This window comes from Planktothrix mougeotii LEGE 06226 (assembly GCF_015207485.1).
Classification (GTDB): domain Bacteria; phylum Cyanobacteriota; class Cyanobacteriia; order Cyanobacteriales; family Microcoleaceae; genus Planktothrix.
On the sequence record NZ_JADEWU010000047.1, the window covers coordinates 16,646 to 30,499 of the forward strand.

Genomic DNA, 13,854 nt, shown 5'->3' on the forward strand with positions numbered 1-13,854 from the left:
TGGAGTTGTAGCAGTTCCTTCGGGACAATTCTGCGGTTGTTGGAGTAGTTCAGAAATAGTGGTGATCAACTATCAAGACGATTAATGGCGCCATCAGCTTGACGAAAATAATCAAAAATATAAGGAATTATGAATTACGAATTACGAATTACGAATTATGAATTATGAATTACGAATTATGAATTACGAATTACGAATTATGAATTATGAATTATGAATTATGAATTATGAATTATGAATGGGGAACAGAAGGGAAAAGAAAATAGGGAATCTTAGGGTAAGAAAAAGTGATTAGCAATCCGACAATTATTTGTAGCAAACATTAAAGGATGGAATATTAGAAGGTTTGTTTTTATAGCGAGTCAGGGGGGTGAGTAGAGGAGGATTCTTCCAGCTTTTCTTTTTCTTTCCCCTACACCCCCCAGCCTTGTCCTCGTAGTTATTACTGTTGAGTGTTAGGCTGCGTTTCAGGTTGTTCTGAATTGTTATTATTGATCACCGGTTGAGCATTGTTATCTTCAGTTTGAGATTGAGCTTCTTGTCCCTCTTGAGCGGGAACAACCGCCACATTAACCACCACTTGTCGCACCCCTTTAATTTCCTTGGCTAAGGGATCAATACGCTCATATTGGGGTTGGGTTGGCACTGTTCCTGCAACCGTGACCACTCCATCTTTAGCCGCAACCGTGAGTTGACTGGCGGGTAAATTCGCTTCCAATTTCGAGCGAACTTCACTTTCTAAATCACCATCGGCTCGAATAGCATCACCCCCGGTGACATTATTGCGTTGTTCACGAGCGCGAATATCTGCATTAAGCTGACGTCTTCGCAGTTCACTTTGGGCATCTTCCTTAATTTCTTGGGCTTTTTCTACAGTTGGGGCTTCTGCTGTTTGGTTCGGCCCATCGGGGGCGCCTGTGCTGGTTTTGGCAACATCATTACAGGCGACCGCACCGAGTAATAAGAAACTACCTATGAGTAAAGAAGTTAATTTTTTCATGATTGAAACTCCGAAGTAAATCTATAAAAATTGTGTTGAACTGAGAAACAAATGGGAGTTGAGGAATTAGGAACGAAGCCTTAAATTGTTGTCGTTCCTAATTCTTGAATTAAGGATTGTTACCAGGTGGAATTCGTGCGATCGCGTTCAACGGATTTAGAAGTCGGACGAGGAGTATACGGGTTAGGGTTGGTATAAGCACTAACATCGACATCAGCAGCATTATAAATTTCCCATTCATGAATGCCATGACGTTTGAAAATGGGTTCGGCTCGGCGCACTTCTTCTTCAAAGCCATCGACCATAATCACATAATCTCCTCGGTTGAGGCGATCGTTATAAACGTGAGCGCGATTTTCAGGGACACCCAAACCGACTAATCCTCCGGTCGCGCCTCCCGCAACTGCACCGATGGCTCCACCGGATAAGGCGGTTGCGAGGGCTGTGGCTGCGGCTCCGCCAGCAATCACAGGGCCAACACCAGGGATGGCTAAGGTTCCCAGACCGACGAGTAAACCACCTAAACCGCCGAGGGCGGCTCCCGTTGCTGCTCCGGCTTTTGCCCCTTCGTCGGCTTTATTCCCGTGAGTTCGAGGATCGAGATCAACGCCTAAATTTTGTTGACCTGCACTGGTGAGGGGATGATGACCGTCAATATCTTTAACAATGAGGGAAACACGTCCCATCGGAAAACCCGAATCTCTTAAATCAGTCAGAGCCATTTCGGCATCATGACGATGATGGAAGACGCCAATTGCTCGTTTATAGGGATGGTGGCTTTTCTTGGTGCTCGGTGTTGTTGTGGATGTTGTTACAGGTGTCGCCGGATAAGCCGATGGGCCAGAAACAGGTGCAACGTTAGCAATATCGTGGCCACTGTGTTCTAAAGGTTTTGAGCTTTCCAAGGGTGCGGACATTTCCACAGGTCGGCTGTGTTCAACGGGAGTTGTTGAGGAAATCACCGTTGGATCATAAATCTGCCACTGTTCAATTTTGTGACGGCGTAAAATTGGCTCCGCCTGATGCACTTCCTCTTCTGTGCCACTGACAATCACAATATAGTCACCCCGATCCAAGCGATCATTATAGACTCTGGCCCGCTCAACGGGGATACCATATCTCACCGCATCAAAGCGATCGCGAATGTCAACATCTGTAAAAGTGTTTCGTCTGGGGTGATTCAACACTAGAGTAATATGGCTTAAGGGAAAACCCCCATTTCTTAAGTCCGTAATGGCGTGTTCGGTATCACGAGGGTTAGAGAAAACACCGATGGCGTGTTTATTCCGGCTTACAGCAACGGAATGTTCATGATGATGATGATGGGGAGTAATATCTGGGTTGAGGTGAGCCGGGGTAGCGGAAGCCACACCGGGAGCATCATAAACCTTATATTCTTCAATGTGATGGCGATTTAAGATTTGATGAGCATGAGCAATATCAGCCTCATTACCATCGATAATTACCAGATATTCACCGCGACCGATGCGCTCGTTATAGATTTTGGCATCTTCTTCAGGAATTCCTAAGCCAATCAGTGCGCCTAATAAGCCCCCGGTCGCCACCCCAATCGCTGTTCCCGCTAAGGTTGTAGCGATCGCTGTTGCAGTGGCTCCCGCTAACATAACGGGGCCAATTCCAGGGATGGCGAGAGTACCTAAACCCACTAATAACCCGGTTAGTCCGCCTAAAACGCCCCCGGTGGTAATTCCAACCGCCGCGCCTTCTTCGGCTTTGTTATCGACGTGTTGGGCTGCGCGACTTTCAGAAACAGAATCCTGAACATCGGCGCCTGCAATTTCTGACTCCCGAATGTTATCTCTGGTAATCACAGAAACCCGATCCATGGGAAAACCGGAATCTCTGAGGGCATAAAGGGCTTGTTCGGCGGCGCGACGGTTAGGAAACACACCTACAGCACGTCGGTTGTGAGTTGTAACAGGATTAGAATGACTAATTGCCATAATGTTCTTCCTTGAAAATATTTTAATTATTTATGTTGGTTTGTTTTCCCAGATCGGTTTAAGTTTTTGAGTTTTATTGCTCAAATCAAACGACAAATTCTGTCGCACCGTTCCAGACTACCAACTGGCTTTTAAGTGTTCTCATCTCCTCAGAAAAGCATCTGAGTTTTACCGATTTTCACTCATGAGTTTTTAACTCCAATATCCTCTAGCTTAACGACATTAGGAATCTTCGTCCTCTGCCTTTTGAAGCAACTTTTGAGTGAGTCGGGAATGGGATTTTACACTTAGGGGAATTTAGGGATGAGTATAGGGAATAGAATTTTATCTCTCTGATCAATCTAATCTTTAGACTCTGGATAGAAGTCGATTCGGAGAAAGGGTTATAAACTTAGCTGAAGTTTAATCTTGTGGATTATGCCTGCTAAAACCGATTCGTTTTCTTCATCCCATCGACGCAAGGAAATTCTTCGAGTTGTTCTAGCAATTTCGCTAATTATTGTTGGGATCACTCATTTTATTCGTCCTGAACAATATGCTCGAATTGTTCCCCCTGAATTACCCTATCCGGTCGGGTTAGTTTATATCAGTGGTATCTTTGAAATTCTCGGCGGAATTGGATTATTAATTCCGGTCATTAGTGTAGCTGCGGCTTGGGGAATCATTGCCTTATTTATTGCTGTTTTTCCGGCTAATATTTATCAAGCCCTTCATAGTATTCCCATAGACGGAATCCCCCATCATCCTCTATTATATTGGGTGAGATTGCCGTTCCAAGCGGTTTTGATAGCTTGGGCTTGGTGGTATACCCGTCATCCCGAAGAACAACCGGGAACCCCTGATGTTATGGCTACTATTGAATCTCAATTGAATCATTAGAGGGAAGAGGGAATTACGAATTACGAATTACGAATAGAATGGGGAATAAGTAGAGACGCGCCTGGGCGGAGCCATGCCGTAAGGCTATTGGCGCGTCTCTACAGGGTACGTCTGTACACCTTTAATGCGTAGTGCTATAATGGCTGAATGAAGACTCAAAACTCAACTCAAGTTCCTGAATTAGGATTAGTTTGTATTACGGCTTCTCAAGAAGTAAGATTTCGAGCTTTAACCCGAAAACGATTATTACAATTAACTCTTCCAGAACAAGAGCAGACGTTGAGAACGCTTTATACCGAAAATCTGAAGCGTTTAAATCAAGCTGTTGAGTTTTGTACCCGTGAAAATATCCATTTATATCGATTAAGTTCCGCTTTATTTCCCTTTGCGGATGAACCCATTGGAATGGCTATTTTAAGGGAATTAGCCGAGGAAATGGAGTTAATTGGAAAACAAGCACACTTGTTAGGAATTCGTTTGGTTTTACATCCCGATCAGTTTGTGGTTTTAAGTTCAGATCGTCCAGAAGTGATTGAAAATAGTATTAAAATATTGAAAACCCATGCTCTGATTTTAGATTTATTAGGATTGCCGCGATCGCCTTGGTCACTGATGAATATTCATGGGGGAAAAGGCGATCGCAGTGAACGATTAATTCAAGTTATTCAAGATTTACCCGATGAAATTCGACTGCGTTTAACCTTAGAAAATGATGAATATGCTTATAGTTCTCAAGACATTTTAGAAGTGTGCCATGCTGCTCAAATTCCAATGGTGTTTGATGCTCATCATCATGTGATTCATGAACATTTGGAAAGTTATGATCATCCCAGTGTTGCCTTCATGTTAGCAGAAGCTCAAAAAACGTGGACAATTCCTGAATGGCAACTGGTTCATATTTCTAATGGAGATAAATCTTTTGCTGATCCCAAACATAGCGATTATATTAGTTTAATGCCCGATTGTTATCAAACCGTTCCTTGGATTGAAGTAGAAGCCAAACAAAAAGAATTAGCGATCGCGCAACTCCGCACAAATTGGCTGGATTCCAGAAGTAATAAGATGCTAAAATAGGTAACGGTCAGAGAGTTACTACTACCGCCTATAAAAGGGCTGTATTGCCCTTTGAATTTGGCATGGGCTGATGGGGTGGGGTAAAAAATAATAGGAAAGAAATTAATATCTTGAGTAAAATTAGAATGAATTGATCGTGGAACTTAGACAAAAATAACTTTAAACCCTTACAGGAAGAATATTTCAGCTAAATTTTAAAAAACCAGGAGAATCTAATGGGCAAGCACAAAGAGAAAAAACAGACCGAAATTTCTCAGGTTGAACCTCTTAATACCAATAAACCGAAGCTCTCTGGAAAAGAATATACTCAGGAATTACGCAAACTCCAAACCGAGCTTTGTTTGCTTCAGAATTGGATCAAATATACAGGGGAAAAAATCATTGTCGTTTTTGAAGGTCGCGATGCGGCGGGTAAAGGTGGAACAATTCGCGCCCTTACTGAACGGGTGAGTCCACGAGTCTTCCGTACTGTAGCTTTACCGGCTCCCACTGAACGAGAAAAAACTCAGATGTATATCCAACGCTACCTCACCCATTTTCCGGCTGCGGGGGAAGTCATTATTTTTGACCGGAGTTGGTATAACCGAACGGGTGTGGAATATGTCATGGGTTTTTGTACCAAAGAGCAACATCGGGATTTTCTCAAAGTTTGTCCAACATTTGAGCAATACATTGTCGATAGTGGGATTAAGCTGGTTAAATATTGGCTGGAAGTCAGCAACGAAGAACAAAAACGGCGATTTGAAGCTCGGATTAATGACCCCCTGCGTCAATGGAAGTTATCCGCGATGGATTTACCCTCCCGTGAACGCTGGTATGAATATTCCAAAGCCAGGGACATGATGCTAGATGCCACCGATACCCCCTGGGCTCCCTGGTATATTATTCATTCTGATGATAAGAAACGAGCGCGTCTTAACTGTCTGTCTCATTTTCTCAACTTGTTTCCCTACGAACCCGTTCCCCATGAAAAGGTTAAGCTTCCTGAGCGCTCTATGAAACACAGCTACGATGATGAGGCTTCGATGAGCAATCGACGCTGGATTACAGAGCAGTATTAAAGGTTTTGCTCTGTTTTTTAACTGATCTCCGAATTGGGATCAATGTTATCAGTTAGACAATACCAGATAATGACACAGTGGAAACACAACAAAAAAATTAGTGATCGCTCAATGGCAAAAAATTAGTTTTATTGAAATTAGTTGTCATACAAAAAACGTCTTTTTACGATTGGTGTCAGTTTAGAATAGATGAATTTGTTAATCATAATCCTAACTTTAGGAAGATGAAGCTTGAAATTGAAACCTTTAAAGTAATCAAAAATAAGACATTTAATGTTGTCAAAGTTGAATCCGATAGAATTTCAAGTTTTTTCAACCTAAAAATGGATCAAAAATATGAGTCTATTATCAGTTGATGAACTTAAAAGTTTAGTTGATCAATCAATATGATACTCATGAAGAGGAGGGGATAAATTTAAGCTGTGTAAATTTTGACAGGTTTGTTAAGTTCTCCCTAAAGGCTGATGACTTCCCTTATGATTAATTTTAAACTAAAATTATCCATATTGTCATTGTAGTCAAATCATCACTTAAAACATTCCTGAGTTGAAAAATGCCACACAATAAACTGTCTAACGATCCCTTATGGTTTAAAGATGCCATTATTTATGAAGTTCCAGTTCGGGCATTTGCCGATAGTAACGAAGATGGAATTGGAGACTTTATTGGATTAACCGAAAAATTAGATTATTTACAGGATTTAGGGGTGACAGCATTATGGATTCTTCCCTTTTTTCCCTCGCCCTTACGAGATGATGGTTATGATATTGCCGACTATATGAATATTAATTCAATATATGGGAATTTAGAAGATTTTAAAACGTTTTTAGATGCGGCTCATGAGCGGGGAATTCGAGTCATTGTTGAATTAGTGATTAATCATACTTCTGATCAACATCCTTGGTTTCAACGAGCCAGACGAGCCCCCAAAGGCAGTAAAGAACGGGATTTTTATGTCTGGAGTGATAGCCCGGATCAATATTCTGAAGTCAGAATTATTTTTAAAGATTTTGAAACTTCAAATTGGGCTTGGGATAGTGTAGCAAAATCTTATTATTGGCATCGGTTTTATTCCCATCAACCGGATTTGAATTATGATAATCCTGAAGTGATTAAAGCGGTTTTAGAAGTCTTAGATTTCTGGATGGGAATGGGAGTTGATGGAATGCGACTGGATGCCATTCCTTATATTTTTGAACGGGAAGGAACAAACTGTGAAAACTTACCCGAAACCCATCAATTATTAAAACAATTACGAACTTATTTAGACGCTAATTATAGTAACCGAATTTTCTTAGCTGAAGCTAATCAATGGCCAGAAGATGCTGCGGCTTATTATGGGGAAGGCAATGAATGTCACTTAAATTTTCATTTTCCTTTAATGCCTCGATTATTTATGGCATTACGGATGGAAGATAGTTTCCCAATTATTGATATTTTAAATCAAACTCCTGCCATTCCTGATAACTGTCAATGGGCATTATTTCTCAGAAATCACGATGAATTAACCTTAGAAATGGTGACAGATGAAGATCGAGATTATATGTATAAAGTTTATGCCCAAGATCCGCAAGCAAGAATTAATTTAGGAATTCGACGTCGCCTTGCACCTTTACTCGGAAATGATCGTCGCCAAATTGAATTAATGAATAGTTTATTACTGTCATTACCCGGAACTCCGGTGTTATATTATGGGGATGAAATTGGTATGGGAGATAATATTTATATCGGCGATCGCAACGGAGTTAGAACACCGATGCAATGGAGTCCTGATCGCAATGCTGGATTTAGTCGGGCGAATCCTCAAAAACTATATTTACCCTTAATTTTTGAGTCTGAATATAATTATGAAGCCCTTAATGTTGAAGCCCAAAGTCAGAATCCTAATTCCTTATTATCTTGGATGAAACGCATTATTACGATGCGAAAACGGTTTCAAGCTTTTGGACGAGGAACCTTTGAATTATTACATTTTGAAAACCGCAAAGTCTTAGCTTTTACCCGCACTTATCAAGGAGAACATCTGTTAATTGTTGCCAATTTATCTCGATTTGTGCAATCCGTTAATTTAGATTTATCTCCCTTTAAAGGCATGGTTCCCGTTGAAATTTTTGGTCGGACAGAATTTCCTAAAATTGGGGAAAATTCCTATTTTATGAGTTTATCTCCCTATGGATTTTACTGGTTTATGCTTCAGTTTGATCCAAAAGTCGCTTTACTTCCTCGACCTCAAACTCAACTCCCCATTTTTGTTGTTCAAAATAACTGGCAAGAAATCTTAACCCAACCGACTTTAAGAACCCGATTAGAATCAATTTTACCCGAATATCTCTATCGTTGTCGCTGGTTTATGGGAAAATCCCGAATTCTCCAATCTGTCAAGATTACAGAAGCAATTCCAATTCCGTATAAAGATAGCCAAGGGATTATGATTTTATTGCAAACGGAATATACAGAAGGATTTCCTGAAACCTATTTATTACCTTTAGTTTTTCTGAAGGAAGAACTTGCAGAAAAGGTTAAAAAAGAAACGCCACAATTCATTTTAGCAACCGTAGAAGTTTCAGGAGAAACCGGAATTTTATTAGAGGTCGGACAAGATATTGAATTCTTAAGTTTACCTTTAGAAATGATTATTAATTCTGATCGTTATTCCGGTCAATTTGGTAATTTAGTTGCTACCACAACCGCAGCGTTAAAACACCAGGATTTAAAACAACGATTAGACCCCCATTTATTAAAAGGAGAGTTTGATAATTCCTTTGTTGTGTATGGCGATCGCTTTTTATTTAAACTCTTCCGTCGAGTCGAAGATGGGATTAATCCAGAGTTAGAAGTTCGTTCCTTTTTAGAACAAAAACAACATTTAGAATATACAACTCCTTTAATCGGGGGATTGGAATATTATCGTCATCGAGGAGAATCGATCACATTTGGAGTGTTACAAGAGTATATTCCCGATGCAATTAATGCTTGGAATTATACCTTAGATAGTTTACGAGATTACTTTGATCGAGTGATCTTACAACCGAGTCAAGACTTAGAGATTTTATCTTCAAACCGTTCTTTATTTGATCTTTATCAAGACCCTCTTCCTGAAGACATTTTATTACTCATTGGTTCCTACTTCAGAAATGCAGAACTTTTAGGACAACGTACCGCAGAATTTCATATTATTTTATCCAGTGATCCTGATAATCCTGATTTTGCACCTGAACCTTTTTCTACCTTTTATCAACGTTCAATTTATCAATATTCTCGGAATTTAACGGGACAAGTGTTGATAAAATTAAAGAAACAAATGGAAACATTACCTCCAGAACTTAAACCCATAATTCAACATATTTTAGGGGATCAAAATTACATTTTAGGAAGATTCCAAAGCTTATTAAATCTGAAAATTACTGCTTTGAGAACTCGATGTCATGGAAACTATTCCTTAACGGATGTATTGTATACGGGGAAAGATTTTATTATTATTGATTTTGAAGGAGAATCCTATCGGTCATTAAGTGAACGACGCATGAAACGTTCTCCTTTGCGAGATGTCGCTGGAATGTTACAATCTTTTGATTTAGCGACCCGTTTTGCCCTTCGAGAAGAAATCAAAAATGGCATGATTCGCCCGGAAAATTTACCGTTAATGGAACAGTGGGGACAATTATGGTCAAATTGGGTCAGTGCCGCCTTCCTCAACCATTATTTAGAAACAGCATCTTCTGATCATTTTTTACCCCAAGGACGACAAGAACTTAACGTTTTATTGGATTGTTATTTATTAGAAAAAGCGATTCAGGAATTAGGCTATCATTTAGATTATCATCCTGAATTATTAGAACTTTCTCTTAAACGATTAGTGTCCGTCGTTCGTTAATTTCTGTATTCTTCCAACCCCGTAGAGACGTGCCAAGGCGCGTCTCTCTATAGGGCTGATATTAATCAGTAATCGCTCGAATTAAAACCTCTTTCAGAGAGATTCCTTCTTGTTCTATTTCATCAATTGTGATTGTATGTACAATATCAAAACGAGCTCCTGCACTTTGAAGATCATCATCTAAAGTTTTGAGAAATTGGGTGGCTTCAGTATCATGACCAATTTGGATAAATGAAATTGCTAATTCCTCATTTCTATCAATTTTTTGGGTAGCTTCAATAATGGTTTGGATAACCGCTTGAGGGTGGTCTGGCTGACCGTCTGTTACTACAATAATTGTTTCACCTCCTAATTTAGCTTGTCCCTGTTCCTTGAGTCTAAAATAGTTTTGTAGAGCATCTTGCAAAACTTTTGCCATTTCTGTTCTTCCGACAGGTTCATTCTCATTGAAAATTTGCTCAACTTTACTGGCTGTTACATGATCATACCGTTTAAATTGAGTAGAAAAAGTATAAACTGTAATACCATCTTGGTCAAATTGTTCACACTTACTAGCTAAAGCGAAAGTCGTTTCTTGCATCATATCCCAACGACTTCTACCGCCTTCACAATCTTTCCTTGCCATAGTGCCACTCTTATCAATGATTAGAGTATAGTCACGGTTTTCTAAATCACTCACAATAGATTCCACCTTTTTAATTTACAATGCAAACCAAGCCTTAGCTAAATGACCTATAATACTCACGCCAGACTTTATCAACTTAGCTGTCGGTCTGTCCATTTTACTTTTGTCCACCAGCCAGTTAATTGCCGCTATAACTAAAGAGATGGCTGCCGATTCAGTTAATATTGCTCTTGCTAGATTAAGACTTCTGTTATTATCATCCTGTAGGGCAAGCTGGCTGGAAATGTAATCAGGATCACAGTTGTTACTCATTATAATTACCATTTTTGAGTGTTCAATCAACTACCAAATCCCAAATTTTTGGGTATTTAACCACCGACGAAATTCAAACAGAGTCTTTTTAGTTTTTGGCTCATAGACTAATAAGTTACAAAGGTTTTCTGTTTGGTCAAAAGGAATTTGGTCTAGAGCATCACCAGCAATAAGCTTGTAGAACTGAATGGTAGCTTCCTGCCCAAGTTTATTGAGAATGACCAACATTAATTTATTTAAGTTATACCGAAAGACAGCCGAACAGGGGATAACCTGATAGTTATCATAAAGTCGAGCAAAAACTTTTTGGTATTCAGGATATTTCTGCTGATACTCTTTCAATTTTTCAGCATTCATATATCCTTTGTAATAAATTAACTTTAAATCTTGATCACATTTGAAGCCATCTTCAATCAGGGAAAAATTGCAATCATCGTAAGTTTTGGAAACAATTAAACCACCATAAGGCTCAATAAAAGTCTGTTGATAGTAGACAGCTTTTTGTTCCAAAGTGCTGCTTGTTTCTGGTGCTGGTAAAAACTTAACGATGTTTCCAATTTTTGCTGCTATCCAAGCCGGAGGATGTAGAACATCTGCTTTAGTTAGAATAAAAGTCAGTTTGCTCATTAAAACTGCTTTCTGTTCTTGTGTATATCCCTCCATAATTTTTTTAAGGGACTGCAAATCAAAAACAACTGAGCGATTATCAGCATGAATCGCCCATAAAATTACATCGGAAGATTGAAGATGTTCTCTGTATTTTTGCAAATACTTTTCGTCTGCTTCGTCTGATTCTCCGATCCCAGGAAGGTCATAAAAGTACAGATTTTCTTTAATAGGAATAGCAGGAATTTCTTCTCCTTCTAATTCTAATTTAGTACAAGGTTTGACCGGATCAGTTTTCAGATTAGTACCAAATAAAGCATTGATCAGAGAAGACTTACCAACACCCGTTTGACCGACAATAGAAACCCGAAATTGACGTTCATTGATTCTTTTTTTGAGAAGATCTTGAACGAGATTAAGCTGATCTGGGGTCAAATCAGCTTCTTTCATTTCCATATCGCACTCCTCACTAAGCAGCGTTTATCTTTGTCTTAATGATTCAACTTGAGTTGTCTCATCATCCCTAATTTACCAACTCAACTTCAAATTGACAGTGATAAAAAGTGATAAAAAGTGATAAAAAGTAGTAACTTTTGTCAGATTTTGCTAAAATATCCAGTTAGACAGATGCGTCTAAAGGTTACACTGCTCTCACAGACTATTCACACCTATTTTCTAACTGAACTTCCTTGGTTTACGATAACACTTGTAAATATCTGGCTGAAAAATTCCCAGATGCTTTTGTTCAATGGTTGCTCCCCTTGGAACAACCTACCACCATTCAGGTTCTCAAAACTGAACTCATTCAAGAACCAATTCGGGCTGATTCTCTCACTTTTTTGCAAGCCGATAACCAAATTCTGCATCTGGAATTTCAAACCCTGTCTTATTCTAACCCTCCCCTTCCATTCAGAATGCTTGACTACTACGTCAGGCTCAAGCGACAATACTCCTGTTCCATCAATCAAGTTGTACTCTTTTTACAGCAAACTACCTCAGAACAAGCTTTTGTATCTGAGTATACAGACACCAACACCCAACACTGCTATAGAGTGATTCGCCTGTGGGAGCAAGACCCCAATTTACTGCTATCTGTCCCCGCTTTACTCCCCTTTGCGACATTATCTCAAACCAACTCACCCCGAACTTTGTTAGAGCAAATAGCAAATCGGATTGCTACAATTGAAGAACCCAATCAACAAGCCGATCTCCTCGCTTGTACTCAAGTTCTCGCGGGTTTAAGGTTTGAAAAAAACTTAATCAGACAATTATTTAGGAGCGAAACAATGCGCGAGTCTGTCATTTACCAAGAAATTCGGGAAGACGGTCTCCTGGAAGGACGACAACGGGAGGCGATGTTATTTGTTACTCGCTTAATTACTCGACGACTTGGTGCGATCGCTCCTGAAATACAAGAACAAATTCAGACTTTATCTGTCGAAGAATTAGAGAATTTAGGGGAAGCGCTTCTGGATTTTTCAGAAGTAACAGATTTAGAAAATTGGTTGAATCAACGTCAGCCTTAAGGGGTACAATATAGTGTTATCTGTTTAAAACTTTAAGTGATACTTTAAGGAAATTGAACCCATGACCGTTGATGAAGCACTTGCGATCGCAGAAGTTGTCCTCGATGGCGAGTGCTTAAACGACGTACAAGAGCTAATATTTAGACAATGTTGGGAAGGTAGATGTTCATATCAAGACATTGCTCAACTTTCTAATTATGATGATGAATATATAAAATCTATTGCGGCTAAACTTTGGAAACAACTTTCAGACGCTTTTGATGAAAAGGTAAAAAAGAATAATTTACAGTCTGTTTTTAAGCGATATTTGCGACGAAATCAAGTTAATTTGCATCGCCATCAAGTAATTGAAGTCAATCTGACTGGAAAAACTTTGAGTAAAGCCAATTTAACAGGAGCAAGACTATTTACAAATTTAGGTGTTGATTCCTGTCAAAGAGATTCACATAACTTAATGGGATTTGATAATAATACTAACTTCCCAGAAGAAATCATAAAATCTGAAGACTCCGAAACCAACTCTAACTCAGAAGAAAAAATCTATCTATGGAATAATTTTAATTTCCACTGCGAAGAACAAATTAAAATAGCTGAAGCATTGGAGCGCGCTAATATCCTTTTTTTTCCTAATGCTAAAGTCCGTCTGACTACGCCAGAAGGTAGATCAAATCAAGAAGCTAATTTCTTAATTTTCTATCAAGGTAAATGGGGTATTCTGGAATTATTGCATCCTAATACAGCAAAACCTGAAGATCGCGATCGCCTTTTTGAAACTCAGGGTATCTGTATTATCCACTATTATGACTATAATAGGTGCAATCAAGAACCCGATGACGTTGTGCAGGAATTTATAGAGATTTTAAGTCAGGAATTAAGTTAGAGATTACCGAATTTTGAGAGGGTCTGACAACCGAGAGCGGATAAAATCAAGAC

General features: G+C 39.3%; 11 protein-coding genes. 6 read left to right on the forward strand and 5 right to left on the reverse strand.

From position 1 onward, the window contains the following. Positions 1-442 precede the first annotated feature (442 nt). Positions 443-1,000 (reverse strand): BON domain-containing protein, encoded by a 558-nt coding sequence (locus tag IQ236_RS17970; protein ID WP_193870566.1) that lies wholly within the window; start codon positions 998-1,000, stop codon positions 443-445. Positions 1,001-1,119: 119 nt separating this feature from the next. Further along, the gene (locus IQ236_RS17975) at positions 1,120-2,964 is read right to left on the reverse strand and encodes a DUF963 domain-containing protein (RefSeq protein ID WP_193870567.1); all 1,845 of its coding nucleotides are present in this window, start codon (positions 2,962-2,964) and stop codon (positions 1,120-1,122) included. A 417-nt stretch (positions 2,965-3,381) separates the two neighbouring features. Between IQ236_RS17975 and IQ236_RS17980 the strand changes: the two genes are divergently transcribed. The 4 genes from IQ236_RS17980 (at position 3,382) to treS (ending at position 9,852) form a co-directional block, all read left to right on the forward strand. Next, entirely contained in the window at positions 3,382-3,843 is a 462-nt protein-coding gene (locus IQ236_RS17980) for a DoxX family protein (RefSeq protein WP_193870568.1), read from the forward strand. A 147-nt stretch (positions 3,844-3,990) separates the two neighbouring features. Further along, complete coding sequence (gene uvsE / locus IQ236_RS17985) at positions 3,991-4,917, forward strand: UV DNA damage repair endonuclease UvsE (protein ID WP_193870569.1); 927 nt, start codon at positions 3,991-3,993, stop codon at positions 4,915-4,917. Between the two features lie 215 nt (positions 4,918-5,132). Further along, entirely contained in the window at positions 5,133-5,978 is an 846-nt protein-coding gene (ppk2, locus tag IQ236_RS17990) for a polyphosphate kinase 2 (RefSeq protein ID WP_193870570.1), read from the forward strand. Positions 5,979-6,531: 553 nt separating this feature from the next. Beyond that, positions 6,532-9,852 carry a maltose alpha-D-glucosyltransferase gene (treS, locus tag IQ236_RS17995; RefSeq protein ID WP_193870571.1) on the forward strand — a complete coding sequence of 1,107 codons (3,321 nt, stop codon included), beginning with the start codon at positions 6,532-6,534 and terminating at the stop codon, positions 9,850-9,852. A 61-nt stretch (positions 9,853-9,913) separates the two neighbouring features. On the opposite strand, the gene IQ236_RS18000 is transcribed toward treS, so the two are convergent. The 3 genes from IQ236_RS18000 to IQ236_RS18010 are packed head-to-tail and all read right to left on the reverse strand — an operon-like array spanning position 9,914 to position 11,851. After that, on the reverse strand, positions 9,914-10,531 hold the full coding sequence (locus IQ236_RS18000) for a VWA domain-containing protein (RefSeq protein WP_322744242.1): 618 nt from the start codon (positions 10,529-10,531) through the stop codon (positions 9,914-9,916). Between the two features lie 21 nt (positions 10,532-10,552). Then, a complete protein-coding gene (locus tag IQ236_RS18005) occupies positions 10,553-10,789 on the reverse strand; it encodes a hypothetical protein (protein WP_228041722.1) in 237 nt (78 codons plus the stop codon). A 30-nt stretch (positions 10,790-10,819) separates the two neighbouring features. Next, positions 10,820-11,851 carry a GTPase family protein gene (locus tag IQ236_RS18010; protein WP_193870573.1) on the reverse strand — a complete coding sequence of 344 codons (1,032 nt, stop codon included), beginning with the start codon at positions 11,849-11,851 and terminating at the stop codon, positions 10,820-10,822. Positions 11,852-12,084: 233 nt separating this feature from the next. Here IQ236_RS18010 and IQ236_RS18015 point away from each other — a divergent pair, with 233 nt between their 5' ends. Together IQ236_RS18015 and IQ236_RS18020 are read left to right on the forward strand one after the other, a co-directional pair. Continuing rightward, the gene (locus IQ236_RS18015) at positions 12,085-12,921 is read left to right on the forward strand and encodes a DUF4351 domain-containing protein (protein ID WP_193870574.1); all 837 of its coding nucleotides are present in this window, start codon (positions 12,085-12,087) and stop codon (positions 12,919-12,921) included. A gap of 61 nt (positions 12,922-12,982) precedes the next feature. After that, a complete protein-coding gene (locus tag IQ236_RS18020; protein ID WP_193870575.1) occupies positions 12,983-13,801 on the forward strand; it encodes a hypothetical protein in 819 nt (272 codons plus the stop codon). The last annotated feature ends 53 nt before the right edge of the window (positions 13,802-13,854 follow it).